24 protein-coding genes and 2 pseudogenes are annotated in these 26,666 nt (G+C 70.6%); 12 read left to right on the top strand and 14 right to left on the bottom strand.

What is annotated here, in order from left to right; genetic code table 11:
• From DY245_RS26540 to DY245_RS26510, 7 genes are all read right to left on the bottom strand, one after another.
• The coding region (locus tag DY245_RS26540) for a Tn3 family transposase (protein ID WP_147318375.1) at nt 1-1,264 on the bottom strand (1,264 nt) is incomplete at its 3' end.
• Nucleotides 1,246-1,977 (bottom strand): hypothetical protein, encoded by a 732-nt coding sequence (locus tag DY245_RS26535; protein ID WP_128509747.1) that lies wholly within the window; start codon nt 1,975-1,977, stop codon nt 1,246-1,248. The genes DY245_RS26540 and DY245_RS26535, both read right to left, overlap by 19 nt.
• Nucleotides 1,860-3,182, bottom strand: coding sequence for a DUF4158 domain-containing protein (locus DY245_RS26530; RefSeq protein WP_181923879.1), 1,323 nt, complete (start codon nt 3,180-3,182; stop codon nt 1,860-1,862). Before DY245_RS26530 ends, DY245_RS26535 begins: the two co-directional genes overlap by 118 nt.
• A 182-nt stretch (nt 3,183-3,364) precedes the next feature.
• A complete protein-coding gene (locus tag DY245_RS26525) occupies nt 3,365-4,105 on the bottom strand; it encodes an SRPBCC family protein (RefSeq protein ID WP_128509745.1) in 741 nt (246 codons plus the stop codon).
• A gap of 2 nt (nt 4,106-4,107) precedes the next feature.
• Entirely contained in the window at nt 4,108-4,752 is a 645-nt protein-coding gene (locus DY245_RS26520; RefSeq protein ID WP_128509744.1) for an ArsR/SmtB family transcription factor, read from the bottom strand.
• 31 nt (nt 4,753-4,783) lie between these two features.
• A complete protein-coding gene (locus tag DY245_RS26515; RefSeq protein ID WP_244943275.1) occupies nt 4,784-5,278 on the bottom strand; it encodes an ABA4-like family protein in 495 nt (164 codons plus the stop codon).
• A complete protein-coding gene (locus DY245_RS26510) occupies nt 5,275-6,204 on the bottom strand; it encodes a hypothetical protein (protein ID WP_244943276.1) in 930 nt (309 codons plus the stop codon). The genes DY245_RS26515 and DY245_RS26510 overlap by 4 nt, the downstream gene beginning before the upstream one ends.
• A 193-nt stretch (nt 6,205-6,397) precedes the next feature.
• Here DY245_RS26510 and DY245_RS26505 point away from each other — a divergent pair, with 193 nt between their 5' ends.
• Nucleotides 6,398-7,093, top strand: coding sequence for a MerR family transcriptional regulator (locus tag DY245_RS26505; RefSeq protein ID WP_128509743.1), 696 nt, complete (start codon nt 6,398-6,400; stop codon nt 7,091-7,093).
• 87 nt (nt 7,094-7,180) lie between these two features.
• On the opposite strand, the gene DY245_RS26500 is transcribed toward DY245_RS26505, so the two are convergent.
• Both DY245_RS26500 and DY245_RS26495 read right to left on the bottom strand, forming a co-directional pair.
• A complete protein-coding gene (locus DY245_RS26500) occupies nt 7,181-8,038 on the bottom strand; it encodes a siderophore-interacting protein (RefSeq protein ID WP_128509742.1) in 858 nt (285 codons plus the stop codon).
• Nucleotides 8,039-8,087: 49 nt separating this feature from the next.
• Nucleotides 8,088-9,002 (bottom strand): 5'-3' exonuclease, encoded by a 915-nt coding sequence (locus DY245_RS26495; protein WP_128509748.1) that lies wholly within the window; start codon nt 9,000-9,002, stop codon nt 8,088-8,090.
• A gap of 227 nt (nt 9,003-9,229) precedes the next feature.
• Between DY245_RS26495 and DY245_RS26490 the strand changes: the two genes are divergently transcribed.
• From DY245_RS26490 to DY245_RS26475, 4 genes are all read left to right on the top strand, one after another.
• A complete protein-coding gene (locus DY245_RS26490; RefSeq protein WP_128509741.1) occupies nt 9,230-10,429 on the top strand; it encodes a quaternary amine ABC transporter ATP-binding protein in 1,200 nt (399 codons plus the stop codon).
• Entirely contained in the window at nt 10,422-13,022 is a 2,601-nt protein-coding gene (locus DY245_RS26485) for an ABC transporter permease/substrate binding protein (protein ID WP_128509740.1), read from the top strand. The genes DY245_RS26490 and DY245_RS26485 overlap by 8 nt, the downstream gene beginning before the upstream one ends.
• Nucleotides 13,023-13,259: 237 nt before the next feature.
• Nucleotides 13,260-13,700, top strand: coding sequence for a hypothetical protein (locus DY245_RS26480; RefSeq protein WP_128509739.1), 441 nt, complete (start codon nt 13,260-13,262; stop codon nt 13,698-13,700).
• 26 nt (nt 13,701-13,726) lie between these two features.
• Nucleotides 13,727-14,443, top strand: a complete 717-nt coding sequence (locus DY245_RS26475) for a helical backbone metal receptor (RefSeq protein WP_128509738.1) — start codon at nt 13,727-13,729, stop codon at nt 14,441-14,443.
• 22 nt (nt 14,444-14,465) lie between these two features.
• On the opposite strand, the gene DY245_RS26470 is transcribed toward DY245_RS26475, so the two are convergent.
• Entirely contained in the window at nt 14,466-15,608 is a 1,143-nt protein-coding gene (locus DY245_RS26470) for a TDT family transporter (RefSeq protein ID WP_128509737.1), read from the bottom strand.
• 110 nt (nt 15,609-15,718) lie between these two features.
• On the opposite strand from DY245_RS26470, the gene DY245_RS26465 reads away from it, so the two are divergent.
• A complete protein-coding gene (locus tag DY245_RS26465; RefSeq protein ID WP_128509736.1) occupies nt 15,719-16,645 on the top strand; it encodes a LysR family transcriptional regulator in 927 nt (308 codons plus the stop codon).
• 96 nt (nt 16,646-16,741) lie between these two features.
• Here the strand turns inward: DY245_RS26465 and DY245_RS26460 are convergent, their stop codons facing one another.
• The 3 genes from DY245_RS26460 to DY245_RS26450 form a co-directional block, all read right to left on the bottom strand.
• Nucleotides 16,742-17,446, bottom strand: coding sequence for a gamma-glutamyl-gamma-aminobutyrate hydrolase family protein (locus DY245_RS26460; RefSeq protein ID WP_128509735.1), 705 nt, complete (start codon nt 17,444-17,446; stop codon nt 16,742-16,744).
• Nucleotides 17,447-17,541: 95 nt separating this feature from the next.
• Nucleotides 17,542-19,029, bottom strand: coding sequence for an ethanolamine permease (gene eat / locus DY245_RS26455; RefSeq protein ID WP_128509734.1), 1,488 nt, complete (start codon nt 19,027-19,029; stop codon nt 17,542-17,544).
• A gap of 134 nt (nt 19,030-19,163) precedes the next feature.
• The gene (locus tag DY245_RS26450; protein ID WP_128509733.1) at nt 19,164-19,895 is read right to left on the bottom strand and encodes a FadR/GntR family transcriptional regulator; all 732 of its coding nucleotides are present in this window, start codon (nt 19,893-19,895) and stop codon (nt 19,164-19,166) included.
• 73 nt (nt 19,896-19,968) lie between these two features.
• Here DY245_RS26450 and DY245_RS46785 point away from each other — a divergent pair.
• The 5 genes and pseudogenes from DY245_RS46785 to DY245_RS26430 form a co-directional block, all read left to right on the top strand.
• A pseudogene (locus DY245_RS46785) lies at nt 19,969-20,618 on the top strand (type I glutamate--ammonia ligase); the annotation flags it as partial.
• A gap of 1 nt (nt 20,619) precedes the next feature.
• Nucleotides 20,620-21,402: glutamine synthetase family protein (locus DY245_RS46780; protein ID WP_244943274.1), on the top strand; the 783-nt coding region annotated here is incomplete at its 5' end.
• An 8-nt stretch (nt 21,403-21,410) separates the two neighbouring features.
• Nucleotides 21,411-22,805 carry an aldehyde dehydrogenase family protein gene (locus DY245_RS26440; RefSeq protein ID WP_128509731.1) on the top strand — a complete coding sequence of 465 codons (1,395 nt, stop codon included), beginning with the start codon at nt 21,411-21,413 and terminating at the stop codon, nt 22,803-22,805.
• Nucleotides 22,802-23,587: a 3-oxoacyl-ACP reductase gene (locus DY245_RS26435; RefSeq protein ID WP_128509730.1), complete on the top strand. Its 786-nt coding sequence runs from the start codon at nt 22,802-22,804 to the stop codon at nt 23,585-23,587. Before DY245_RS26440 ends, DY245_RS26435 begins: the two co-directional genes overlap by 4 nt.
• Nucleotides 23,588-23,699: 112 nt before the next feature.
• Complete coding sequence (locus tag DY245_RS26430) at nt 23,700-24,971, top strand: haloacid dehalogenase-like hydrolase (RefSeq protein WP_128509729.1); 1,272 nt, start codon at nt 23,700-23,702, stop codon at nt 24,969-24,971.
• A 23-nt stretch (nt 24,972-24,994) separates the two neighbouring features.
• On the opposite strand, the gene DY245_RS26425 is transcribed toward DY245_RS26430, so the two are convergent.
• On the bottom strand, nt 24,995-26,215 hold the full coding sequence (locus DY245_RS26425; RefSeq protein ID WP_128509728.1) for an amino acid deaminase/aldolase: 1,221 nt from the start codon (nt 26,213-26,215) through the stop codon (nt 24,995-24,997).
• Between the two features lie 244 nt (nt 26,216-26,459).
• On the opposite strand from DY245_RS26425, the pseudogene DY245_RS45375 reads away from it, so the two are divergent.
• A pseudogene (locus DY245_RS45375) lies at nt 26,460-26,666 on the top strand (hypothetical protein); the annotation flags it as partial.

Below are 26,666 nucleotides of genomic sequence, written 5' to 3'. Positions count from 1 at the left end.
GCAGCGGGGTGAAGTCGACGTCGAGTTTCGGGTCGTACGCCTCGGGCTGGATGCCGAGTTCGTGGGTGCTGTACTCGCCGAACCGGTTGATGTGTTCGGTCAGGTACGGCGAGATGTGCGCCAGGTCTTCCGGGTCGATCTCCCATCCCTCTTCCAGCAGCTGGCGGACGATCTCCGCGATGTCCAGGGCATTGTGGAAGATCACCGCGTTCGTGAGCAGGGCGTTGAACTTCATCGCCTTTTCCTGCTCGATGGGGTCGTTGTCGGCAATGACACCGCGGTTGCCGAAGCCAATCCACTGGGAGAACCGGTTGAACGACTCGACCTTGTTGGTCGCCGCGGTCACCCGTCGGCGAAGCGGCGCGTCCGAGAGGTAGCGCAGGAGCTGGACGCTGCGGATCACGCGGCCGACCTCGCGGAAGGCGGCGTAGGTGGCGTTCTTCCTCGACCCCGAGCGCAGGCGCTTGAGCAGTGTGGAGGAGGAGATGGTGCCCTCGCGTACGGAGACGGCCACCCGCATCAGGTGACGGAACTGGGACTCGATCAGGTCGAAGTCAATGACGTGCTTGCCCGGCTCGCCGAACAGGGCGTCGATGTGCACGTACTCGCTCTGCGTGGAAGGCCGGTAGAAGGTCAGTTCCTTCCAGTTCCTGATCCTGGGCATCAAGTCGAAGCCCAGCAGGTGGGCGAGCGCAAAGACAGGGAAGCTCTGGCCCTGCGTATCCGCGTGCACCGTGGTCGGCTGTACCTCGCTGGTGTTCTTCAACAGTCCCTCGATGAGGTAGACGGCCTCCCACACCCCGCACGGGATGAAGTGCGTGAACAGCGCGATGTAGGTGTCCGAGACGTGGTGGTAGGCGATCCCGCCCGGCTTGCCGTACCGCACGCTCGTCTCGGAGAGCAGGTTGTCGAGATACGTGTCCATGTGGGTGCCGTCCGCCGCCACCGCGGTTCCGTCGCCCCACGCCTGCGAGATGTCCAGGCGGGCGTGCGCGTTCACCAGGTCGGCGACCGCCTCGTTCAGCAGCACGATCGAGAAGTGCTTGTTGGCGACGTACGACAGCTCGTGCCCGCTCACGCCGGGGATGTGCCGGGCGGCCTCGTACGGACCCATGTTGGTGCCCTTGACGAACGTGACGATCACGTAGCGGCCCAAGGGGTCGGTGAGCTTGGGCTCGTTGCCGGACGGCGGGCCGAAACGGCGCCACCACTCCACCCAGTACGCGGTCCGGGCCACGATCCCCATCAGGGAACGCTCCGGCATCCTCGCCTGATCTCCTGCTCCAGCCGCTTCGCCGAGGGCCGCTGACCGTCAGCCCGGAACGCCTTCAGCGACGGGATACCCGTCTCCGGATCGATCACCAAGCCATCGTTCTCCGGGTACCCGGCGTCCGCCGCCGCGGCGGCACCTCGCAGCTTGTCCTCCAGTTGCCGGCGGAAGAACTTGGCGTCGAACTCGGCACTCTCGCCCTGCTCGGCAAGGCCGACCTCCACCAGGTAGGACCCCAGCGTCTCCTGGACGACCTCCCAGGCCAGCAGCTGCTCGGACCAGTCGGCGTACTCCTCCGAGCCGACCACCGCGACGTCGCCGGTGCGCAGCTCCTCGGCGAGCGCGGTAAAGACCATCGCCTCGAAGTGCTTGCGCACGAACTGCCCGGTCCGGGTCTTGTCGACCACCGCCTTGCGCCAGTTCTGGGTGGCGAAGGAGATGTCGACCTCCTTGCCCTCCTCGTTGAAGGCGGTGATGTAGTCGCCGCGGGCCGCCTGGTGCCGCTGGGCGTGCGCGAGGGCGTCCAGCACCCGGCTGTCCTCGCTGGTCACGGTGAACTTCAGCTTGTCGTTGTCGGCAAGGTCGAACATCACCGCCCGGTCCCGGCCGATCTGCCCGTACAGCAGCAGCACCCAGAAGTTGCCGTGATGGGCGGAGACCTTCTCGATCTGCTCGTACTGCTTCGCGAACCCTCCGAAGCCGTCCACCGCGCGGGTGACCGCGCCGAACCCGCCGGCCTGCACCACCTGGCCTTCACCAGGGCGAGGACCGCCGGGGAGACCCTGCCCTCCAGCCGCGTCGCGACCTCGTCAACCGACGCCTCCTCGTCCAGACCCTCCAGGGTCTGGCGGACCTCGGCGGTCATGGCCGCGGCCTTCGCGAGCGCCTCCTGGGCCGGGCCGCCCTCGTCGATGTGCTTGAGCACCGTGCGGTAGTTCCCGATCAGGGCCTCGACGATCTCCCGCTCCGCGAGCCGGATCTCCTCCAGCTCCGCCTTGGCCTTCTTGATCTTCGTCGCCACACGCTTGCAGAACATCGTCGCCAGGTCGTCCCGCACCCGCATCCGCGCCTTGTGCGTCAAGGCCGCGACCAGCGCGATGCGCTTGACGGGGACGAAGTCCCGCAGCTCCGAGGCGTCCGCCGCATCCGCCTCCCCGGCGAAGTCGGTGACCTTCCCCGCGGCGACTCCGTCCATCCACACGTCGGTGTCGCCGAGCTCGTCCAGCCATTCCAGACGCTTGGTCAGGTTCTTGAAGTGCGACCAGGTCGGGCCCTTGGCGGGCTTCTTCAGCCGGTTGAACAGCGTCGTCCCGTCGCTGTCACGGTCTTCCAACAGCCGCATGAGCCCCGCCCGCTGAGCAGCGCTCATGCGGTCGTGGATGCCCGTACAGATCGAGGCGTTCACCTCGGTACGGATTTTCGAGGCCATCTTGTCGAAGGTCGAGAACCCCGGCAGCTCCAGCCCGGCCTCCACCACCTTCTCCAGCGCGATGTTAATGAGGTCCGCTGGGCGGTTCTTCGCCGCGGCCTCCTTGCGGATCGACTGCTCGACGATCCCGCGGGCCTTGGCCTGGTCGTACGTCACTCCGGCCTGCTTGCGGACCAGGCCCCGGTGGTGCTTGGCGGTCCGCTCCGCCCGGTACGCCGGCAGCGTGCCCTCCGGCAGCTCCACCGCACGCCGGACGAAGTCCACCACCATCTCCGGGACATCCTCCAACGCCGGGAAACACCCCATGCGCCGGTACGACTTCAGCATCAGCATCAGCAGCAGCGCCAGCAGATGCTTATCGCAGTCCGTGGCATCGGCTGCCCACTCCAGCTCATCGCGACTCGGGGAGAAGAACAGATGCAGCTCATGCGCGGTGATCAGCCGCTTGAACCGCGGATACGCGGTCCGTTCAATCGATGTCACAACCCACCCCAGGCCCCAGACGACGCTCAACATCACCACCAACGACACTGAGCCGAATGGGTGACGGCCGACGGGTGCTCAGGGCTTCAAGATCATCCCGTTGCCCCTTTGGCGCGTATCTCGGTCACACCCCTACGAGAGCGCCCGGGTGCTGCGGGCCCGCCCGCCTTCCCGGGGCGGGGTCAGCCGGCGTGGTCCGTCGCGTACACCCCGTCGAGCCAGTTCTGCCAGGCCCCTCCCGCCTTCTGCCCGTCGCCCTCGCCGGTGCCGTCGAACAGATGGAGGGTGATGCCGACCGGTGCCTTGAAGGCGTTGCGTCCGAAGAAGCGGTAGAGCCCGGCGTCGGTCCGCAGTCCGAGGAAGTGCTCGGTGCGGTAGTCGATGACCGCGTCCAGCGGGGCCGCGCCCGGCAGTTCGACGCGCAGCCGGTCGCCCACGGCCATCGTGTCGGTGAGGCCCAGCGCGCGCAGCAGCACCGCGAAGCCGTCGGGGGTGACCGAGGCCGCCGGGCCCTGGATGTCGGCGAAGGCCGCCGGGCGGCCGGTGAAGTACCGGAGGTACTGGCCGAGGGTGTGCAGATAGAAGTCGGTGTGCAGGGAGGCGCCGTCGTACTGGCCGTCCCAGTCGGCGTCGCTCATCACACCGCTGTGGACGTAGCGGAGTACGGCGGTGCCGCCGTCGCGCGCCTCGATGAGGTACTCCAGCGCGTTGAACCAGCCGTCCTCGCCCTCGACGCGGACCTCGAAGCGGTGCGGCGGCTCCCAGGCGGCGACCGTGGGGTCGTCGGGGCCGCTGCCTCCGACGGCGGAGACCTTCTCCGTCGGGAACATCCACCCGCCGGTATCGGCCGTGACCGCCTTGAAGACGTCCTCGGGCGCAGCCGGCAGCACGACCTCACGGCGGATCTCGAACTCTTTCGGCATGGCTACTCCTCGGTGGATGTGGCGGGCCCGGGCGCCGGGTGGTCCGGTGCGGGCTCGTCGTCGGCGGGGCGGGTGATGCTGGGGTGCAGGGCCACGATCAGCCGGTGATGCCGCCCGCCCGCCGCCTTCTCGTCGTGGTACTTGGCGACGAGGCGGTTGACGGTGGCGCCGAGCTCCTCGGCGAACGCGGCCCGGTCGGCGGCCGAGGCGAACCGGACCTCGCCGTCGATGGCGAAGGTCGCCAGCCGCTGGCCGGCCTTCGTCGAGCGCTTGATGAGCTCGCCCACCTCGCGCACCAGCCGGGCCGCGAGGGCCAGCAGCCACCGGGCGGAGAGCTGGTCCGGCGCGCGGCCGGGGTCGGGCGCGACGGCGGACAGCGCGGCGGGCGAGATCACATAGGACGCGGCCGTCGCCTGCACGATCCGCTCCGTGACATTGCCCTTACGGCGCTCCTCGACCAGCTCGATCAGACCGTGCCGCTCCAGGGCCCGCAGATGGTAGTTGACCTTCTGCCGGGACAGTCCGACCTCTGCGGCCAGGGTCGTCGCCGAACCCGGTGCGGTCAGCGCGGCCAGCAGCCGCGCCCGCACCGGGTCCAGGGAGACACCGGCGGCGGCCGGGTCGTCGATCACTGCTACATCGATCACTCCACCAGAGTGCGACCGAAAAACTTCTTTGTCAAGGAATGGAAAGTTGTCGGCTCTCCTCGGCCCGGGGCGCCCCGGTCTGCCGAAGGCCGGGGTGCCGGCGCGCCCGGAGGCGGACGCCCGCGCGGATGCCGAGGAAGAGCAGTACGCCGATGGGGGAGAGCGGCACGGTCAGCACCAGCAGCGGGCCCATCACCAGCGGATGGATCCCCAGCGCGCGAGCCTCCCGGTACATCCACTGCCCCAGGAACAGATCCCATGCGATCACCTGCGCCCAGATCGCGCCGGCCCCGCCACCGAGCCGCAGCAACTCCTGGAAGCCCGCCAGATCCGGGCGGCTGACGGCGGCCCACAACTGCGGGAACACCGGGACGGCCAGGGCGAGATAGACCGCGATGACCGGCACCATCGGAAGCGGCGGGGCGGCGATCCGGTCGGTCCAGCGCCGGCCGGGGGCCAGGATCAGCAGGGCCCAGAACGGCGCCGCGAGAAAGAAGGCCAGATCGAAGAGGGTGCTGCTGGTCATGCCGTCAACTCCGTTGCGGAAGTGGGGGATTGAGTGGCGTGGTCGTCGCCTTCATCGTCGGCGGGTGCGGGCCGTCGCAGCGCCGCGTACGTGCCGATCGAGGTGGCCGCAACGAGGGCCGCGAGCGCGCCGAGCGTTGCCCCGTCCGGGTGGATCAGTGCCTGGCCGTGCAGCGCCTGCCAGGTCACCAGCGCCAGCAGCGCGGCGATGAACCCGGCCGCGACCAGCACCAGGCGCAGTCGTACCCGGTCGCTCCGCAGCCGGGTGAAGCGCCCGGCCAGCGACTCGATCCCGTACAGGAACAGGGGCAGCGCCTGGAGGGCGTGCATGCCGACGAAGTGCGGGATGCGCAGATCGCCGCCGGTGGTGTTCCAGCCGGTCAGCGGCATGGCCGGGCCGCCGTCGGGGACGCCGACGCTGTGTGCGCCGATCACGGTGTGCAGACCGCCCGCGGCCTGCTGCTCCGGGGTGGGCCCCAGCATCAGCGCGCCGAGCGCCAGTCCGACCAGCGCGAGCAGCAGGCCGAGCCGGATCGCCCAGGTGGTGGCCCGGTCGCCCAGCCGGGCCCGGAACAGCAGGATCGCGATCACGAGGGTGGCCGTCCACAGGACCGCGATGGTGATTCCCATGGTGGCGAACAGGGCGCTGTCCAGCGGGGTTTCGGCGTTGAAGTGGCTGCGCCGGCCGCGGATGGTCTGTCCCGTGATGATGGCCATCTCGGCGACTCCGGCGACCACGACGGTGTGTGCGGCCCACTCGCCGACCCGGCTCCGGCCGGCGCGCCGGGAGAGCATCCAGGCGAGCGTCAGCCCGTAGGCGACGAACGACACCGCGAACTTGAACGGCTTGAACCAGATCGGTGAGCCGACCAGGACCCGGTCGTCGACGATCAGCCCGACCGCCGCGACGACCGCGAGTGCGGCCATCGCCCAGGAGAAGGCGAGCAGCGAACGGTATCTGGACATACGGGTCCCCCAGTGGAATAGATAGTAGCGCTTACTGCTATCTGATAGCTGGACTATCTATGATGGGGACCGGATTGGCAAGGCCGGGAGAGAGCGGGGCGCCCGGTACGTACGGAGCGGCGGGGTATGGGCCCGGCGCGGGAAAGGGCGGCAGATGCGCATCGGGGAGTTGAGTCGCGAGACGGGTGTCGCGATCCCGACGATCAAGTACTACGTCCGCGAGGGGCTGTTGCCCGCGGGCCGGCTGACCAGCCCCAACCAGGCCAGCTACGACGACAGTCACGTCCGCAGGCTGCGGCTGATCCGCGGGCTGATGGACGTCGGGGGGCTTTCGGTCTCGGTCGTCCGCGAGGTGCTGGCCGCCGTCGACTCACCGGAGGAGTCGGTGCACAAGGTGCTCGGCGCGGCGCAGCACGCCATCACCCCGCAGGTCGTCGCCGAGCCGGAGGGTATGCCGGAGGTGCGGCGGAAAGTGGCGGAGATGATCCGCCGGCGCGGCTGGCAGGTCGAGCCGGACCATCCGTCCGCCGAGGCGCTGGCCGTCGCGCTGGCCACCTTCCGTGGCATCGGGCACGGCGAGTTCGAGGAGATCGTGGACGACTACGCCGAGGCCTGCGAGCGGGTGGCCGCCGCCGATCTGGCGTGGGTGGGGCGCAACGCGGAGGTCGACGGGCTGGTGGAGAGCGTCGTGGTGGGGACCGTACTGGGGGACGCGGTGCTCTCGGCGATACGCCGGCTCGCGCATGTGGATGCCTCGGCCCGCCGGTTCGAGGAGGCCGAGGATGGTGGCGCGGCCCCCGGTGCCGGCGCCGCGGAGGGTGGCGCGGCCCCGGGTACCGGCGGTCGATAACGCGCTACCTGGAGGGTCTTCGGCCGTGGTGCGGGTGATCGGGCGGCGGAGCCGCCGCCCGAGAGGAGCCCGCTTCCTGAGGCAGGGTCAGGAGGTCGCCGCCGTGGCGGGCTCCTGCTCGGCCTCGACCTGCTGGTTCCAGTCACGCTTGGCGGCCTGCCAGCCGTCCTCGTCGTGGCCGGTGCGCCAGTAGCCGGAGATGGACAGGGTCTCGCGGGGGATCTCCCGCTCGACGCGGAGCAGTCGGCGCAGTTCCTTCACAAAGCCCGCCTCGCCATGGACGAACGCCTGGACCCGGCCGGCCGGGAACTCCAACGCCCGTACGGCGGCGACCAGTTCACGGCCGACGGGGGCGCCGCCGCGGTACAGCCAGCTGATCTCGGCACCGGCCGGAACCTCCAGTTCCTGGCGCTCCTCCGGGCCCGCCACCTCGATGAAGGCGTGCACGGGGACGCCCGCGGGTATGCGGGCCAGCGAGGCCGCGATGGCCGGAAGTGCGCTCTCGTCGCCCGCCAGCAGATGCCAGTCGGCGCCGGCCTCCGGGACGTACGCACCGCCGGGGCCGAGAAGGAAGATCTCCTCGCCCGGCTGTACGGCGGCCGCCCACGGCCCGGCCAGGCCCTCGTCGCCGTGCACCACGAAGTCCACGGTCAGCTCGCGGGTCCCGGCGTCCCAGGCGCGGACGGTGTACGTACGGGTCCGGGGCCACCGGTTGCGCGGGAAGTCCGCCCGGATCTGTGCGATGTCGAACGGCTCGGGGTAGTCCACGCCGGGCAGCGGAAAGACCAGCTTGACGTAGTGGTCGGAGTACTCGCCCGCCGCGAACTCCGCCAGCCCCTCACCGCCGAGCACCACGCGGACCATGTGCGGGGTGAGCTGCTCGGTGCGCTCCACCCGGGCGCGGTGCAGTGCGGGCTTCTTGCGGGACGGACGCTCTGCTGCCACGGCAATCTCCCCTGACGCGATGGTAATTAGGTATACCTAACCTAACAGGTCATCGGCCAAGGGTGAGGAGCAGCCGCTGCAAGGCCCCGCCCAGACCCCACTGTCCGGCCAGTGCCTCCAGGCGCTCGGGATCGGCCGGTTCGGCCGGGAGTGTGTGGTCGACATCGGGAACCGGCACATCGGTGGCCACCTTGACGACCTTGGGGGCGACCGCGAGGTACGGGCGCGCCTCCAGCAGGCGCTGGCGCTGGACGGGGGTCACCTTCGACGCGGGGTCGGCGGCGGCGGCCATGATGCCCGCCAGATCGCCGTAGGCGGCCAGCAGCTTGGCGGCGGTCTTCTCGCCGATACCGGGTACGCCGGGCAGGCCGTCGCTGGGGTCGCCGCGCAGCAGCGCCAGATCGGCGTAGCCGGGCCCGTCCACCCCGTACTTCTCGCGCAGCAGCGCCTCGTCGGTGATCTGCAGGGTGCCGACGCCCTTGAGCGGATACAGGATGCGGATGCCGCGCCGGTCGTCGACGAGCTGGAAGAGGTCGCGGTCGCCGGTGACGATGTCGACCGGGCCCTTCGCCCGTGCGGTCAGGGTGCCGATGATGTCGTCGGCCTCGTAGCCGGCCGACCCGATACGGGCGATACCGAGTGCGTCGAGGACGTCCTCGATGATCGGAACCTGCGGCGAGAGAGTGTCCGGAATCTCTTCCTCGTCGGGCTCGGCGGAGCCGGCCGGGGCCTCCTCGGCGACCCGGTGCGCCTTGTAGGAGGGGATCAGATCGACCCGCCACTGCGGGCGCCAGTCGAAGTCCATGCAGGCGACCAGGTCATCGGGGTGGTGGTCCTGGACGAGCCGGGCGATGAAGTCCAGCAGACCGCGTACCGCGTTCACCGGGGTGCCGTCCGGAGCCTTGACCGATTCCGGTACCCCGAAATAGGCGCGGAAGTAGAGGGAGGCGGTATCGAGGAGCATCAGGCGTCGAGTCACATCCCGCATGATGCCGTATGCCCCATACGTCACACAGATGTGAGCTGAATCACCGTCGTGTTTGAGCCCCATAAAGGAGGGCAGGCGCGCAGCCGGAGCGGACCCGGTCGAGATTCAACATTTCCACCGGTAAAGGCGGGCCGAACCCGTCCCGCTCCACGACCTGTCTACGGGGGTGGCAGGTCGTTTCTCGTGCGACAAGAGAGGTCTATGTGTCCAGGCTGCAAGCCGAGCACCTGTACAAAGTGTTCGGCAGACGACCCGAGGACGCGGCCGCGCGGCTCGAAGCCGGCGCCGACCGGGATGAGCTGCGGGCCGAAGGCACCACCGCCGCGGTGATCGACGCCTCGATCGAGGTGGACGAGGGCCAGATCTTCGTCGTCATGGGTCTGTCCGGATCCGGCAAGTCCACGCTGCTGCGCATGCTCAACGGGCTGCTGGAGCCGACCGCGGGAACCGTCCGGTTCGACGGCCAGGACCTCACCTCGCTCAGTGACAAGGAACTGCGCAAGGTCCGTTCCGAGAAGATCTCCATGGTCTTCCAGCACTTCGCGCTCTTCCCGCACCGCAGCGTGCTGGAGAACGCCGCCTACGGGCTGGAGGTACAGGGAGTGCCGCGCGCCGAGCGCGAGCGGCGCGCCACCGAGGCGCTGGAGCTCACCGGGCTCAAGGGCTGGGAGAAGTCCTGGCCCGACGAGCTGTCCGGCGGGATGCAGCAGCGCGTGGGCCTGGCCCGGGCGCTGGCCACCAACGCCGATCTGCTGCTGATGGACGAGTCCTTCAGCGCGCTCGACCCGCTGATCCGCCGCGATGTGCAGGACCAGCTGCTCGAACTGCAGAAGACCCTGAAGAAGACCATTGTCTTCATCACCCACGACCTCAACGAGGCGATGCGCCTCGGCGACAAGATCGCGGTGATGCGGGACGGCCGGATCGTCCAGATCGGCAGCGCCGAGGACATCCTCGTCACCCCGGCCAACGACTATGTCGCCTCCTTCACCCAGGACGTGGACCGCACCCGGGTGCTGACCGCCGGCGCGATCATGGCCGAGGTCGGCACCGTGCTGGGCAGTACGACTCCGGACGGCAAGAAGCTCGGCACCGGCGCGGAGTTCCGCGCCGCCGCGCCCGCGACGGTCGGCGTCGACACCCCCCTCGTCGAGCTGTTCACCCCCTGCTCGACCAGCACCGTGCCGGTCGCCGTGACCGATGCGAACGGCGACCTGGTCGGCGCCGTGGCGGCCGAGCGGCTGCTCGCCGTCCTCGGTGAGCCCGCCGACCAGGACGCGACCCCCGGCGTCCCTGCCCAGGCCGCGGCCGCGGACGGTACGGCGGCCAGGCTCGACAAGAAACCGGCGGAGGACGGGCCCGTGGACGACAAGCCCGAGGACAAGGTGATCGCCGGTGCCTAGGATCCAGATAGGCAGCTGGGCGAATGACGCCGTCAACTGGCTGCGCGACAACCTCGACTGGCTGTTCACCCTCATCACAAAGGTCCTGAACGGCCTCTACGACGCGATTCACACGGTTCTGGCCGCGCCCGAACCGCTGCTGCTGGCCGGCATCCTCGCGGTGCTCGCCTGGTGGCTGCGCGGTCTGCCGGCCGCCCTGCTCACCTTCCTCGGGTTCGCCCTGATCGATTCGATCGAACAGTGGGGCCCGACCGTCGAGTCGCTCTCGCTGGTGCTGGTGGCCTGCCTGATCACCGTCGTGGTCGCGGTGCCGCTCGGTATCTGGGCGGCCCGCAGCCGGGTCGTCGGCGGGGCGCTGCGCCCGGTCCTGGACCTGATGCAGACGATGCCGGCGATGGTCTACCTCATCCCCGGCATCCTCTTCTTCGGCCTCGGTGTCGTCCCCGGCATCGTCGCCACCATCGTCTTCTCCATGCCGCCCGCGGTCCGGATGACCGAGCTGGGCATCCGGCAGGTCGACCCGGAACTGGTCGAGGCGGCCGAGGCGTTCGGCACCCACCCGCGGCGCACGCTCTTGCGCGTACAGCTGCCGCTGGCGCTGCCCACGATCATGGCCGGTATCAACCAGGTCATCATGCTGGCGCTGTCCATGGTCGTCATCGCCGGCATGGTCGGCGGCGGCGGTCTGGGCTCCTCCGTCTACAACGCGATCAGCTCGGTCAATGTGGCCCTGGGCGCCGAGGCCGGCCTCGCGGTCGTCATCCTCGCCATGTACCTGGACCGGATGACCGGCGCGCTCAACCAGCGGGTCTCCCCGCTCGGCCGGCGGGCGCTGGCCAAGGCGCAGGCGGCGCTCGGCGGGGTGAAGTTCCTGCAGTGGCGGCCCGCCACCTCCGTGGCGATGGTCGGTGTGGTCGTGCTCGCGCTGCTCGCCGGCGGTATGGGCATGTTCGGCAAGGGCGGCGGTCAGGCCGGCGGCGGCAACGGCCGTCCGATCAGCCTCGGCTACGTCAACTGGGACGAGGGCAAGGCCACCACGTATCTGTGGAAGGAAATCCTGGAGGAGCGCGGCTACAAGCCCAAGGTGCAGGCCCTGGAGGCCGGCCCGCTGTTCGCCGGGCAGGCCCGTGGTGACATCGACGTACAGACCAACGCCTGGCTGCCGACGACCCACGCCTCGTACTGGAAGAAGTACGCGGACAAGCTGGAGGACCTCGGCGCCTGGTACGACAAGACCTCCCTGGAGATCGCGGTCCCGTCCTACATGAAGGACATCAAGACCCTCGATGACCTCAAGGGCAAGGGCGGCGAGTTCGGCGGCAAGATCACCGGTATCGAGCCGGGCGCCGGCGAGATGAAGATCCTCAAGGAGAAGGTGCTCAAGGACTACGGTCTGGGCGGCGAGTACAAGGTCCAGGAGTCCTCCACCGCGTCCATGCTCAGCGAGCTGGACCGCTCCCTGCACGACAAGAAGCCGATCGCGGTCACGCTGTGGTCGCCGCACTGGGCGTACGACAAGTACCCGCTCACCAAGCTCAAGGACCCCAAGGGCTCCTTCGGATCCGGTGACAGCCTGCACCTGCTGGGCCGTAAGGGCTTCGCCAAGGACGAGCCCGAGGTCGCCAAGTGGATGAAGAACTTCCACCTGGACGAGAAGCAGCTCACCAGCCTGGAGAACGCCATCAAGGGCGCCGGTGAGGGGCATGAGCAGGACGGTGTGCGGACCTGGCTGAAGAAGAACCCCGGCCTGGTCGAGAAGGTCGCGCCGTCCGCCGGTGCCACGTACGCCAAGGGCAAGGACGCGGGCAAGGCGCCGAACATCGGCTACCCCGCGTGGGACGAGGGCATCGCCACCACGTACCTGTGGAAGAACGTCCTGGAGAAGCGCGGCTACAAGCCGAACATCCGCAACCTCGATGTCGGACCGATGTGGACGGGGCTGTCCACGGGGCAGATCGATGTCGAGACGGACGGCTGGCTGCCGGTCGCACAGAAGCAGTACTGGGACACGTACAAGAAGGATCTTGTCGATGTCGGGCCCTGGTACGACAAGACCTCGCTGGAGATCGCGGTCCCGTCCTACGTCAAGGGTGTGAAGACCCTCGACGATCTGCGCGAGCACAAGGACGAGTTCAAGGGCAAGATCATCGGGATCGAGCCGGGTACCGGCGAGATGAAGCGCCTCAAGGACAATGTGGCGCCCGCGTACGGACTGCAGGACTTCGAGGTCACCTCGGCCGGCACCAGCGCGATGCTCGCGGAGCTGGACCGGGCGTACCACAAGAAGGAGCCGATCGCGGTCGTGCTGTGGTCGCCGCACTGGGCGTACAGCAAGTACCAGCTCACCAAGCTCGCCGACCCCAAGGGCACCTGGGGCGCCAACAACCAGATCAAGACGCTCGGCAACAAGAGCTTCCCGAAGAAGTTCCCGGAGTTCCACGGCTGGCTGAAGAACTGGAAGATGAGCGCCGAGGAGCTCGGCAGCCTGGAGCAGGACATCCAGGATGCCGGCAAGGGCAAGGAGAACAAGGGCGTCGAGAAGTGGATCGCCGACCATCCGGGCATCGTGGACAAGATGGCCCCGGTGAAGTAGCGGCCTACGGCGCGTAGTTCACCCGTGGTGCGACGAGCCCCGCCTCCGGTATTGCCGGACGGCGGGGCTCGCCGTATGCGGACCCGTCCGCGGGCCGGTGGCACCGTCCGTCACGGACCGCCGGCGCGGGATCGCCTGACCGGGCGCGTCTGCGTCGCGGTGCGATCGCATGGGTGATTCGCTGCTGTGTATCCCGGTTCTTCCTTGTGGTTGCCGCCGCCGCGGCCGGCGAAGGAGATGGTCGTGAAACCCGCACGCATAGCCGCCGTTGCCCTGATCAGCGCCACCACCCTGGGCATCGCCGCGCCCGTCGCGTCGGCTCAGGTCGAGCCGAATCCGATGGTGGCCGGTCAACGGGTGCGTATCAGTGACGACCGGCAGTGTGCTCCGGCCGGTGCCGCGCGGGCGGCCTCGACGCTGTTCGGCTCGGTGGTGCTGCGGCCGGGCGAACGCGGGATGGCCGCCCGTGCCAGGGTCGCCGAGCGGGCGACGCCGGGCCGGTACAAGGTGACCATCGAATGTGCGCCCGGTGGAGCGCGGTTCACCGAGACCGTCACCGTGCGGGGCGGCCGGGGCGAAGGGGTGAACACGGCCCAGGCGGCGGGGGGCCTGGCGCTGCTCGTGCTGGCCGGCGGAGCGGCGTACGGGCTGCGCCGTGGTGTCATCGGGCGGTCCTGAGCGGCGTGGGCGCGTACCGTTGACGGATGCGTGTGGTCTCCCTGGTGCCCTCCCTCACCGAGGCGGTGGCCGTCTGTGCGCCCGAGCTGCTGGTCGGGGCCACCGACTGGTGCAGCCATCCGGCCGGGCTGGAGGTGCCGCGTATCGGCGGTACGAAGAACCCCGGCACCGGGAAGATCGCCGCTCTGGCGCCCGACCTCGTGATCGCGAACGAGGAGGAGAACCGTCCGCAGGACCTGGCTGCGCTGCGGGCGGCCGGGCTGGACGTCATGGTGACCGAGGTCCGCACTCTGGATCAGGCGGTGTCCGAGTTGGCGCGCGTTCTGGTGCGGGGCTGTGGGCTGGCCAGGCCCGACTGGCTGGACGCCGCGGAGACCGCCTGGCGCGAGCTGCCGGTGCCGGCGGCCGAGCGGGCCGCGGTGGTGCCGATCTGGCGGCGGCCGTGGATGGTGCTGGGGCGGGACACCTTTGCCGGTGATCTCCTGGCCCGCCTCGGGGTACGGAACGTCTACGCCGGGCATGCCGACCGCTATCCGCGCATCCCGCTGGACGAACTCCGGGCCTGCCCCGCGGATCTCGTCGTGCTGCCCGATGAGCCGTACCGCTTCGGCGCGGACGACGGGCCCGAGGCGTTTCCCTCGCTGCCCGCCGCGCTGGTCAGCGGCCGGTATCTGACCTGGTACGGGCCGTCGCTGGTGCGGGCCCCGGGCGTGCTGTCACAGGCGCTGGCCGGGGCCGGGTAGGTGCGCGGGTACGCCCTACGCCCTACGCCCGGACCGGCTGCGGCGGCGCCAGCAGCCGGCCGTGCGCCAGACCGGATGCGGTGCGGGTACCGGCCACCGCCACCGCCGTCACCAGGACGGCGAACAGGCCCACGCTGAGCCAGTGGAACGCGTCCAGTCCGGTGTGCCGGGCCAGGCCCGCCGCGCCGGTGACACAGGTCCCGATGGGGAAGGTGAAGCCCCACCAGGTCATCGCGAAGCCCATACCGCCCCGGAAGGCGCGCACCACCATCGCGGTGGCGATCGCCAGCCACAGCAGGGCGAAGCCCGTCACGGGGACGCCGTAGAGCACCGCGAAGGCGCTCATGGCGTGCGCGTACGAGGTGTCGACGACTCCGGTCGCGGCGTCGGCGAGGTTGTTCACCGCGGTGGTGGACTGGCCCAGCGGGCCGAGGACGAGGAACAGGGTCGGGGTCAGCGCGAGCGGCAGCGGCCCGTGGTGGATCAGCCGGTTCAGCACGAGCGGCAGTACGAGCAGGGTGGCCAGCAGCGATATGCCGAACAGTGCGTAGCAGGCCAGCAGGAGGGCCAGGCGCCACTGGCCGGCCGGCAGATGCGGGATCAGGGCCGGGCCGAGCGCGGCCGAGACCATGGGGGCGACCAGCGGCAGGATCCAGACCGGGGTGGCGCTGCCCGGTTCGATGCGGTGCCGGGTCACCATCAGATACGGGATGGTCGCGGCGCCCACGAGTCCGACGACGGTGCCCAGGGTCCACAGCACGATGTCTGCCGCGAGCGCGGCGGGTTCACCGATCAGGTCCCGGCCGACCGCGAGGGTGCCGCCGCCGACCGCCAGCAGGGCCATGGCCAGGCACCCGTAGAAGGGGGCGACGGTCGGATCCAGCAGGTGGCGGCGCGCCTGGTCGCCGTGCCGGACCCAGTGCACGGTCCGGGCGGCCAGCAGGGTGATCAGCATCAGCGCCGACAGCGCCCAGACGACCTGATAGGCGGTGCGCAGGCCGGGGGCGGTGAGCGGCAGGGCCGCACCGGCGTTGGCGACGATCGCCGTGCCCATGACGGCGGCGTACCAGTTCGGACCCAGATGACGAACCGAGGCCGCGGTTCGGGGGGATACGGGGCCGGCGCCGGGAGTGGTGCGGGAAGGTGCTTGCGCGAGGGTTGCCATGGGAACAGCGTCGTCGCCCCGAACCGTCCCCACCAGGGACATCGCGTCTATGAGGGCATAAGCTGGGGTTATGTGCAGGGGGATGGAGCAGGAAAACGAGGGGCCGACCGATGAGTGAGGCCGAGCCCGCGGCCGTATCGCTGTCACACCGGGTCCCGGACCTCGGTGCGCTGGAGCTGCTGATCGCCGTCGCCCGGCTCGGCAGCCTGGGGCGGGCCGCCCGGGCGCGGGGGATCTCCCAGCCCGCCGCCAGCAGCCGTATCCGCTCGATGGAACGGCAGTTGGGGGTGGCGCTGGTCGAACGCTCGCCGCGCGGATCCCGGCTCACCGACGCCGGGGCGCTGGTGACGGACTGGGCGCGGCGGGTGGTGGAGGCGGCCGAGGCGTTCGACGCGGGCGCACAGGCGCTGCGCGGGCGGCGCGACTCCCGGCTGCGGGTCGCGGCCAGCATGACGATCGCCGAGTATCTGCTGCCGGGCTGGCTGATCGCGCTGCGGGCGCAGTGGCCCGGGACCGCCGTATCGCTGCACGCGGGGAACTCCCGTGTGGTCGCCGAGCGGCTGCTGGGCGGCGAGGCGGACCTCGGATTCGTGGAGGGGCTGGATGTGCCGTCGGGGCTGGACGGGGCGGTCATCGGACACGACCGGCTGGTCGTGGTCGCCGCCCCGTCCCACCCCTGGTCCCGGCGCCGTACGGAGCTGACCGCCGCGGAACTGGCGAAGACCCCGCTGATCCTGCGCGAGCGCGGTTCCGGCACCCGCCAGGTGCTCGACGCGGCGCTCGGCGGGCACGGGGGGCTGGCCGAGCCGCTCCTCGAACTCGCCTCGACCACCGCCGTGAAGGCGGCCGTGGTGAGCGAGGCGGCCCCTTCCGTGCTCAGTGAACTCGCCGTCGGCGAGGAGCTGACCGCGCGCCGGCTGGTCGAGATTCCGGTGCGCGGACTGCGTCTCGGCCGCGATCTGCGGGCCGTGTGGCCGACCGGTCAGCGGCCCGTGGGCCCGGCCCGCGACCTGCTGGGGCTGACCCGCGGGGGCTGAGGCCTCAGCCCGTGCCGGCCACCGCCCGCGGGTCCGGCCGCAGCCGTCCGACGACCCCCGGGAGCCGGGTGCTGCTCGTGGGGGTGGCGGACGACCTCATGCCTCGATGATGTGCGCCGACCGGCGCGCCGCGGCCACCAGCGCGTCCATGACGCGGGTGTCGTCCCCGGCCTCCGGGTGCCACTGCACGGCGAGGGTGAAGCCGTACGCCTCCGGCAGCTCCAGCGCCTCGATGGTGCCGTCCTCCGCGTACGCCGAGGCCAGCAGCCCGCGGCCGAGCCGGTCCACCGCCTGGTGGTGGTACGTCGGTACGGAGACCGGCTCGGGCAGGGTGCGGCCCAGCAGCGTGCCGGGTACCGGCTTGATGTCGTGCCGTCCGAAGACTCCGGGCGGCCCGGCGTGCCCGTCGAGGTGCTGGACGAGGGTGCCGCCCAGCACCACGTTCAGCAGCTGCAGTCCGCGGCAGATGCCCAGCAGGGGTACGCCGCCCGCCAACGCGGCCTCGATCAGGGCCAGTTCCCAGGCGTCCCGGTCCAGGGCGGGCGGGCCGGTCTTGGGGTGCGGCTCCGCGCCGTAGCGCGACGGCTGCACATCCGCGCCACCGGCGATCACCAGCCCGTCCAGGCGGGCCACGGTCGCCGCGGCGCTGTCCGGGTCGCCCGGCGGCAGCAGCGCGGGCAGCCCGCCCGAGCGCTGCACCAGCTTCGGATAGCCGGCCGGTACCAGTGCGGCGGGCAGCGTCCAGACGCCCCAGCGGGCCTCTTCCTGATATGTGCTGATGCCGATGAGCGGCTGGGACATCGGGTGTCGTCCTCCGTGCGTGCGATGCGGGTCGGTCGCCGCCGGCCGGGAGGCCCCGGCCGGCGGCAATACGGTCTGCGGCAATACGGTTGCGGCTAGTCGCGTTCGAGCTCGGCCTCCGCCGCCGCCAGCGCCGCGAACTCCTCCTCGGGCGCCGAGGCCACCAGCCGGTGCCGGGAGTAGAAGGCGAAGTAGGCCAGCGCCACCACGTACACGCCGAGGGCGATGAAGGCGGCGTCCTTGTCGACCAGGAACGTCGCCACCAGCGCCGAGCAGGCCAGTACGAAGGCGATGGACGAGGTCAGCGCGCCGCCCGGGGTGCGGTAGGGGCGGTGCAGACCGGGCTCGCGGCGGCGCAGCACGATGTGCGAGAGGGCCATCAGCGCATAGGAGATGGTGGCGCCGAAGACCGCGACATTGAGCATCCGGGCGCCGTCGCCGGTGGCCGCGGCGAGCGCGAAGCCGAGCGCGCCGGGCACCAGCAGACCCAGGTAGGGGGCCTTGCGGCGGCTGGTCAGGGACAGGAAGCGGGGCAGATAGCCGGCCCGGGAGAGCGCGAAGAGCTGACGTGAACCGGCGAAGATGAGGGAGAAGAAGGACGCCACCAGGCCCGCGAGACCGGCGTAGTTGACGATCCGGCCGATGGTGGTCGGCTTGCCGTGCGGCTGTAGCGCCTGGACCAGCGGATCGCCCACCGACTGGATCGCGGCGCTGCCGCGCGCCCCGGTCGCGGCGACAAAGGTGATCAGCGCGAGCAGCAGCAGAATGCCCATCGCGGCGGCCATCGCCCTGGGCAGCGAACGGGCCGGGTCCTTGGTCTCCTCGGCCGCCAGCGGTACGCCCTCGACGCCGAGGAAGAACCACATGCCGAACGGGAACGACGCCAAGATCCCCAGAATGCCGAACGGCAGCCAGGAGCTGGCCCCGAAGGCGCCGGCCTCGACGGGGATGTCGTTGAGCGCGTCGACATGGAAGTCGGTCAGCGCGGCGACCGCGAAGACGATGATCGCGGCGACCGCGATGGCGGTGACGATCAGGCTGAAGCGCAGCGCCTCGCCCACGCCCCACAGATGGATCCCGATGAAGATCACAAAGCAGGCGAGATAGACCGGCCAGCTGGAGTGCAGGCCGAACAGGCCGAGCGATTCGACATAGTCACCGATGAAGATGGAGATCGCGGCCGGGGCCAGTACATATTCGATCAGGATCGCGGTGCCGGTGAGGAAGCCGCCCCAGGTGCCCAGCGCACGCCGGGCGAAGCCGTAGCCGCCGCCCGCGGTCGGCAGGATCGAGGCCAGCTCCGCCAGCGCGAAGACCAGACAGGTGTACATCAGGCCCATCAGGACGGCCGCGATGGCCAAGCCGCCGAAGCCGCCCTGTGCCAGGCCGTTGTTCCAGCCCGAGAAGTCGCCGGAGACGACATAGGCGACGCCCAGGCCGGTCAGCAGCAGCGGTCCCGCGCTGCCGCGGCGCAGTGACCGCCGCTCAAGGTAGGTCTCGTCGGGCGATGCGGTGCCGCCCGGTGTGGTGCCGCCCGAGGACGGGGTGGGCGGTGCGGTCTGCGATTCCGTGCTGTCGGCCATGAGCCGCTCCTGCCTCGCCGAGGGGGGAAATCAAGCAAAGGTTTAGCGGCATACCTTTGCTCTCGCTGCCGCTCCAGCGCAAGACCCGTGCGTAAAAGAATGGTTAACGCGGGCTCACGGCGCCGGGCGGGCGCTCATGGCGTCGGAGCGGTCAGGAAGCCGCGCAGCAGTGCCGCGGTCCCGCAGCAGTGCTCGCGCATCACTTCGCGCGCACCGTCCGCATCGCCCTCCAGCACCGCCTCCACCAGCGCGCTGTGCTGGGTCTGGGAGTGCTCCAGGTTCCGTACCAGGAGCGGAATGCAGTCCAGGAGGTCGTTCACGCTCGCCCGGACCGCCGCGTACTGCGCGGCCAGCGAGGGCGAGCCGGACAGCTCCGCCAGCGTCAGATGCAGCAGGGTGTCGCGCCTGCGGTAGTCCGCCAGCGGCGCGTCCTGGGTCGCCGCCAGTGCCGCCCGCAGCCGGTCACTGTGCTCGTCGGTGAGCCCGTGGGCCGCGCACAGCCCGGCCGCGCCCACCTCCAGCACCTCCCGGAAGCGCAGCGTGTCCTCGACGTCGATCTTCTCGATCCGGCGCCGCAGCTCGGCCTCGCCCGGATTCTCCGTACGCACCCGGACGAATGTGCCGCCGTAGCGTCCGCGCCGGCTCTCCACCAGGCCCTCGTCCTGGAGCACCTTCAGCACCTCGCGCAGGGTGACCCGGCTGATCTGCAGCCGCTCCGCCAACTCCCGCTCCGCGGGCAGCCGTTCGCCCTGGGGTACCAGGCCGAGCCGGACGATCTGGAGTATCTGCTCCAGAGCCTCCTCGAAACCGTTGCCCGCGCGCACCGGCCGCAGCACGGGTGCCAGCCGGTCAGCCGCACCGTCCATCGATACCCCTTCCCAATCAATGGTTCGTGTGCCTACCTTATGACCTCCGGATGCAGTGACAGGAGGCAACACCGTGGCAGACCGCACGCCCCCACTCTCCGTCGAGGAGCTCAGAGTCCTCGTCGACGCCGGGGAGATCGACACTGTCGTCCTCGCCTTCACCGATATGCAAGGCAGGCTCCAGGGCAAGCGGTTCGCGGCCCGATATTTCCTCGACACCGTCCTCGAACACGGTACGGAGGGCTGCAACTACCTCCTCGCCGTCGATGTCGACCTCAACACCGTCGACGGCTACGCCATGTCCTCCTGGGAACGCGGCTACGGCGACTTCGCGATGCACGCCGATCCGGCCACCCTGCGCCGCACCCCCTGGAACGCCGGCACCGCCCTGATCACCGCCGACCTCGCCTGGCACGACGGCTCGCCGGTCGTCGCCTCGCCCCGGCAGATCCTGCGCCGCCAGCTCGACCGTCTCAGTCAGCTAGGACTGGACCGCACAGGGCACGGCTGGAGCGCCCACGCCGGCACCGAGCTGGAGTTCATGCTCTTCAAGGACACCTACGAGGACGCCTGGGCGCGCGGCTACCGCCAGATGAACCCGGCCAACCAGTACAACAGCGACTACTCCGTCCTGGGCACCGGCCGCGTCGAGCCCGTACTGCGCCGTATCCGCAACGAAATGGGCGCGGCCGGCATGACCGTCGAGTCCGCCAAGGGCGAGTGNATGGGCGCGGCCGGCATGACCGTCGAGTCCGCCAAGGGCGAGTGCAACCTGGGCCAGCACGAGATCGTCTTCGTCTACGACGAGGCGCTCACCACCTGCGACCAGCACAGCATCTACAAGACGGGCGCCAAGGAGATCGCCGCACAGGAGGGCATGTCGCTCACCTTCATGGCGAAGTACGACGAGCGCGAGGGCAACTCCTGTCATATCCACCTCTCGCTCCAGGACGCGGAGGGCCGGCCGGTGCTGGCCGACGAGAGCGGCCCGTACGGCATGTCGAAGACCATGCGGCACTTCCTGGCCGGCCAGCTCGCCGCGATGCGCGACTTCACGCTCTTCTACGCGCCCAACATCAACTCCTACAAGCGCTTCCGCCCCGGTTCCTTCGCGCCCACCGCCGTCGCCTGGGGCCCCGACAACCGCACCTGCGCCCTGCGGGTGGTCGGCCACGGCCGCGCACACCGTCTGGAGAACCGCCTGCCCGGCGGCGATGTGAACCCCTACCTCGCGGTCGCCGCCATGGTCGCGGCCGGCCTGTACGGCATAGAGCACGAGCTGGAGCTCCCCGAGGCCACCACCGGCAACGCCTACGCCGGCGACGCCGCACACGTCCCCACGACCCTGCGCGAGGCCGCCGATCTGTGGGAGAACAGCCCGATCGCCCGGGAGGCCTTCGGCGACGAGGTGGTCGACCACTACCGCCACATGGCCCGCGTCGAACAGAACGCCTACGACGCCGCCGTCACGGACTGGGAGCGCTTCCGCTCCTTCGAGCGCATGTAAGGAACGCTGTGCTGCACGAGCTGAACATCCTCAATCCGGCCACCGAGGAGGTGGTGGCCACCGTCCCCACCACCTCCCCCGAACAGGTCGACGCCGCGGTCCGGCGGGCCGCCGCCGCCCAGGAGACCTGGGCCGCGGTGGCACCCGGCGACCGGGCCCGCATCCTGCGCCGCTTCGCCGACGTCGTCGACGCGAACATCTCCGCGCTCGCCGAACTCGAACTGCGCGAGGCCGGCCACCCGTTGGGCAACGCGCAGTGGGAAGCGGGCAACGTCCGCGATCTGCTGCACTACGCCGCGGGGGGAGTGGAGCGCCTGACCGGCACCCAGATCCCGGTCGCCGGCGGCCTGAACATCACCGTCCAGGAACCGCTCGGCGTGGTCGCCGTCATCGCCCCCTGGAACTTCCCGATGCCGATCGCCGCCTGGGGCACCGCCCCCGCGCTCGCGGCCGGCAACGCCGTCCTCCTCAAGCCCGCCGAGACCACCCCGCTCACCGCGCTGCGGCTCGCCGAGCTGGCCCTGGAGGCCGGCCTGCCCGAGGGCCTCTTCCAGGTCCTGCCCGGCGAGGGCCCGGTCACCGGCACCGCGCTCGTCGACCACCCGGGCGTCGCCAAGGTCGTCTTCACCGGCTCCACCGCCACCGGACGGCAGATCGCCGCCCGCTGCGCGGCACAGACCAAGCGGCTCACCCTCGAACTCGGCGGCAAGAGCCCCAACATCGTCTTCGCCGACGCCGACATCGAGGCCGCCGCGGCCGCCGCCCCCGGCTCCTTCCTCGACAACACCGGCCAGGACTGCTGCGCCCGCAGCCGCATCCTGGTCCAGCGGACGGTCTACGACCGCTTCATGGAGCTGCTGGAGCCCGCCGTCAAGGCGTTCACCGTCGGCGACCCGGCCGATCCCGCGACGCAGATGGGCCCGCTGATCTCCGCCGCCCAGCGTGAGCGCGTACGGTCCTACGTCCCCGAGGACGCCCCGGCCGCCATCCGCGGCGAGGCACCCGCCGGCAAGGGCTTCTGGTACCCGGCCACCGTCCTGGAAGGGCGCCCCGACGACCGTACGGCCGTCGAGGAGATCTTCGGCCCGGTCGCCGTCGTCATCCCCTTCGACGACGAGGCCGACGCGGTACGGATCGCCAACGCGACGGACTACGGCCTGTCCGGCTCGCTGTGGACCCGCGATGTCGGCCGTGCGCTGCGCGTCTCGCGCGCCGTCGCGGCCGGCAACCTCTCCGTCAACTCCCACAGCAGCGTGCGCTATTGGACCCCCTTCGGCGGGTTCAAACAGTCCGGCCTCGGCCGCGAACTGGGCCCGGACGCACTGACCGCCTTCACCGAGACCAAGAACATCTTCATCAGCACCGAGATCAGCACCCAGAACAGCACCGAGGAGAGCAAGTGACCGACCAGACCGCAGTGTGCCGCCGCCTCGTCGGCCGTACCGCCGTGATCACCGGAGCCGGCAGCGGCATCGGCCTGGCCACCGCCCGCCGACTGGCCTCCGAAGGCGCCAACGTCGTGTGCGCCGACATCGACGAGACCGCGGGCAAGGCCGCCGCCGAAGAGGTCGGCGGCACCTTCGTCCAGGTCGATGTGACCGACTCCGAGCAGGTCGAGGCGCTCTACAAGACCGCCTTCGACACCTACGGCTCGGTCGACATCGCCTTCAACAACGCCGGTATCTCCCCGCCCGACGACGACTCCATCCTCACCACCGGCCTGGACGCCTGGAGGCGCGTCCAGGAGGTCAACCTCACCTCGGTCTACCTCTGCTGCAAGCACGCGCTGCCCTACATGCAGCGGCAGGGCAAGGGCTCCATCATCAACACCGCGTCCTTCGTGGCCGTGATGGGCGCCGCCACCTCCCAGATCAGCTACACCGCCTCCAAGGGCGGCGTGCTGTCCATGTCCCGCGAACTGGGCGTGCAGTTCGCCCGCGAGGGCATCCGGGTCAACGCCCTGTGCCCGGGACCGGTCAACACCCCGCTGCTGAAGGAGCTGTTCGCCAAGGACCCCGAGCGTGCCGCGCGCCGCCTGGTGCATGTCCCGGTCGGCCGGTTCGCCGAGCCCGAGGAGATCGCCTCCGCCGTCGCCTTCCTCGCCAGCGACGACTCCTCGTTCGTCAACGCCGCCGAATTCCTGGTCGACGGCGGTATCGCGGGCGCGTACGTCACCCCGGTGTAAACGCTTGTTGTTCACTTCCGCGTAAGCGCATTGGCGGTCGGACGTCGCTCGACGCCCGGCCGCCATGCGTTAGCCTCCGCCTTCGGTTCTTCGTTCGACAGGAGTGCGTTCCATGCTCAACAAGCGTCGCTGGCTGGCAGCTGGTGCTGCCCTCGCGGTCGTGGGAGGCGGCGTCGCGGCTGCCCAGACGGCCTCGGCGGGCCCGGCTCCGCGTCACTGTCCGACCCTTCACGTGTCCACAGGCTGGTACGGCGAGAACCGTGCCAAGCTGCAGAAAATGATCGACGAGCAGGGCAGCTGCTCCGGCTCCGACGGCGCGCAGCCGGTCGCGACCTTCGACTGGGACAACACCGTCGTCAAGAACGACATCTCCGACGCCACGCTGGCCTGGATGCTGAAGCACGACAAGGTGCTCCGTCCCACCAGCTGGAAGGCCACCAACAAGTGGCTGACCGACGATGCCGCTGCCGCGCTCACCAAGGCGTGCGGCACGTCCGTGCCTGCCGGGCGTCCGCTGCCGACGTCGACCGACACCGACTGCACCGACGAGATCCTGGACGTCTACAACGACGAGAAGACCTCCGGTGGCAAGGAAGCGTTCGCGGGGGAGTGGAACCACCGGCGCACGGTGCCCTCCTACGTCTGGATCACCCAGCTGTTCGCCGGGCACAGCCCGGACGCCCTGACCTCGTTTGCCGCCAAGGCGCGCAAGGAGAACCTCGCCGCACCGATCGGTACGCAGCAAACGGTCGGCACGCACAAGTGGGCCGGATACGTGCGCTACTACGACCAGCAGCGCGACCTCATCCGCACCCTCAAGAAGGCCGGCTTCGACGTCTGGATCGTCTCCGCGTCCGCCGAGCCGCTGGTACAGGCCTGGGCCCCCGGTGTGGGCATCGACCGTCACCACGTCATCGGCATCCGCAACCTCGTCAGCGACGGCCGGCTCACCACCGGCGTCCAGGGCTGCGGCGACGTCAAGGACACCCACGGCGAGGTCCTGACGTACATCGACGGCAAGCGCTGCTGGATCAACCAGGAGATCTACGGCGTCAAGGGCGCCAAGGCCTGGCAGCAGCAGGACCGCGCGCACCGCGCCGCCTTCGCGGCGGGCGACGCCGAGACCGATGTGACGTTCGTCGGCGACGCCACCGCGGGGCATCTGGCCATCAACCGCAACAAGCCCGAGCTGATGTGCCGCGCGTACGACAACAGCGACGGCCGCTGGCTCGTCAACCCGATGTTCATCGAGCCGAAGAAGCGCAAGACCGACCCGTACCCGTGCTCGACCACCGGCTACACCGAGCCGGACGGCACCCTCGGCCCGGTCCTCCGCCCCGACGGCACCGTCGTGCCCGACCAGCAGGACCGCATCCACGGCTGACGGGAACGGGCCGCGCCTTCACATCACAGGAAGGCGTGGCCCTCTCCCCGGTACGTCGGCACCGTCGCCACCACCCGGTCCCCGTCGATCAGCCGCAGCTCCGTGAACCGCTCACACAGCTCACCGGCCTTCGCATGCCGGAACCACACCTTGTCGCCGATCGCCAGCCCGTCCGCGGCCGGCCCCAGCAGCGGCGTCTGCACCTCACCGGGCCCCTCCTGCGGGTCGTAGCGCAGCCCGGCCGGCAGATACGGCACCGGCAGCCGGTCGGGGCCCGCCACACCCGACGCCGGATAGCCGCCGCCCAGCACCGTCACCACGCCGGGCCCCGGCCGGCGCACCACCGGCTGCGCGAACAGCGCCGCCGGACGCCCGCTGAACGAACGGAAGTTGTCGAACAGCCGCGGCACATAAAGCCCCGAGCCGGCCGCGATCTCGGTGACCGCCGCCTCCGCCGCGGTGTGCTGCACACTGCCGGTCCCGCCGCCGTTGACGAACTCCAGCCGCGGCGCCACCGCCCGCACCGCCCGTACGGCCTCCCAGCGCCGCCGCGCCAGCTCCTTGCGGGCCGCCGCCTGCATCAACCGGATCGCCCGGGAGAACACCAGCTTCCCGGCGACCTCGTCGCCCACCCCCGCCACATGGCCCTCGTACGCCATCAGCCCCACCAGCCGGAAGCCGGGGCGGCGTACCACCACCCGGGCCAGCGCGGCCAGTTGGGCGGGCTCCCGCAGCGGCGACCGCCGGGCGCCGACCCGCACCTTTCCGCCCGCCAGGCGGTACGAGGTGTCCAGTTCCAGGCACACCCGCACCTCCTCGCCCCCTCCGCCGGCCGGCCGGGCCGCGTCGATCAGATCCAGCTGCGCCGGATCGTCGACCATCACCGTCACCGCGGCCGCGAGCTTCGGGTCGGCGGTCAGCTCGGCGAAGCCCGCCCGGTCCACCGACGGATACGCCAGCAGGACGTCGGTGAATCCCGAGCGCGCCAGCCACAGCGACTCGGCCAGCGTGAAGCTCATGATCCCCGCGAAGCCGTCGCGCGCCAGCACCCGCTCCAGCAGGGCCCGGCAGCGCACCGACTTGCTCGCCACCCGGATCGGCTTCCCCTTCGAGCGGCGCACCAGATCGTCCGCGTTGGCGTCGAAGGCCTCCAGGTCGACGACGGCCAGGGGCGCGTCGAAAGGTGCGGTAGCCCGGTCGAAACGGGCTTTGTCGCCATACGCGTCGGCTGTGTACTGGGACATGGCCGCAGCCTGCCAGACCGTCCCCCACTGCCAAAAGGGCGTGGGAGGTACCCCCACCACTGGGTAGGGGAGAGATCGCGACAGAGCGGACACGAGGCGGACAGGGGTTGGAGTGCCGACGGCACCAGCCCTTAGAGTGGCCCGACACGCAACCAGCAGGTCAGCGGCGTGTTGTCCGGATACCAACCACCCTGCCCCGATTGCGGATCGGGTCCGGGGGCCAGCGGCGCAAGGGGGAGCGCGGGTGAGCACCGACGCCGATTTCACCGACGCGCGACACATCCCACCCATACCCCCGCGGCCGCCCCGGCAGCCCGCGCCGATGGCGCCGCAGCCGGACGAGGATCCGCGGACCGCCGTACTGCGCCGGGTACCCGCCGAGCCGTCGGTTCCGCCGCAGGGCACCCCGGCCGCCCCCTCCCCGCACCCCGCGGGCCCCCGACCTCCCGCC

Origin of the sequence: Streptomyces inhibens (assembly GCF_003389455.1) — a bacterium.
GTDB lineage: Bacteria > Actinomycetota > Actinomycetes > Streptomycetales > Streptomycetaceae > Streptomyces > Streptomyces inhibens.
The sequence above is the reverse complement of the archived record's forward strand: the minus strand, read 5'-3'. Positions and strand labels throughout refer to the sequence as shown.

Bases quoted from the DNA above. Each gene is read 5' to 3' on its own strand.
- DY245_RS26525 (WP_128509745.1), bottom strand. From the start codon at position 4,105: ATGCCGAAAGAGTTCGAGATCCGCCGTGAGGTCGTGCTGCCGGCTGCG.
- DY245_RS26515 (WP_244943275.1), bottom strand. From the start codon at position 5,278: ATGACCAGCAGCACCCTCTTCGATCTGGCCTTCTTTCTCGCGGCGCCG.
- DY245_RS26510 (WP_244943276.1), bottom strand. From the start codon at position 6,204: ATGGCCGCACTCGCGGTCGTCGCGGCGGTCGGGCTGATCGTCGACGAC.
- DY245_RS26505 (WP_128509743.1), top strand. From the start codon at position 6,398: ATGCGCATCGGGGAGTTGAGTCGCGAGACGGGTGTCGCGATCCCGACG.
- DY245_RS26495 (WP_128509748.1), bottom strand. From the start codon at position 9,002: ATGCTCCTCGATACCGCCTCCCTCTACTTCCGCGCCTATTTCGGGGTA.
- DY245_RS26480 (WP_128509739.1), top strand. From the start codon at position 13,260: ATGGTCGTGAAACCCGCACGCATAGCCGCCGTTGCCCTGATCAGCGCC.
- DY245_RS26475 (WP_128509738.1), top strand. From the start codon at position 13,727: ATGCGTGTGGTCTCCCTGGTGCCCTCCCTCACCGAGGCGGTGGCCGTC.
- DY245_RS26470 (WP_128509737.1), bottom strand. From the start codon at position 15,608: ATGGCAACCCTCGCGCAAGCACCTTCCCGCACCACTCCCGGCGCCGGC.
- DY245_RS26465 (WP_128509736.1), top strand. From the start codon at position 15,719: ATGAGTGAGGCCGAGCCCGCGGCCGTATCGCTGTCACACCGGGTCCCG.
- DY245_RS26460 (WP_128509735.1), bottom strand. From the start codon at position 17,446: ATGTCCCAGCCGCTCATCGGCATCAGCACATATCAGGAAGAGGCCCGC.
- eat (WP_128509734.1), bottom strand. From the start codon at position 19,029: ATGGCCGACAGCACGGAATCGCAGACCGCACCGCCCACCCCGTCCTCG.
- DY245_RS26450 (WP_128509733.1), bottom strand. From the start codon at position 19,895: ATGGACGGTGCGGCTGACCGGCTGGCACCCGTGCTGCGGCCGGTGCGC.
- DY245_RS26430 (WP_128509729.1), top strand. From the start codon at position 23,700: ATGCTCAACAAGCGTCGCTGGCTGGCAGCTGGTGCTGCCCTCGCGGTC.
- DY245_RS26425 (WP_128509728.1), bottom strand. From the start codon at position 26,215: ATGTCCCAGTACACAGCCGACGCGTATGGCGACAAAGCCCGTTTCGAC.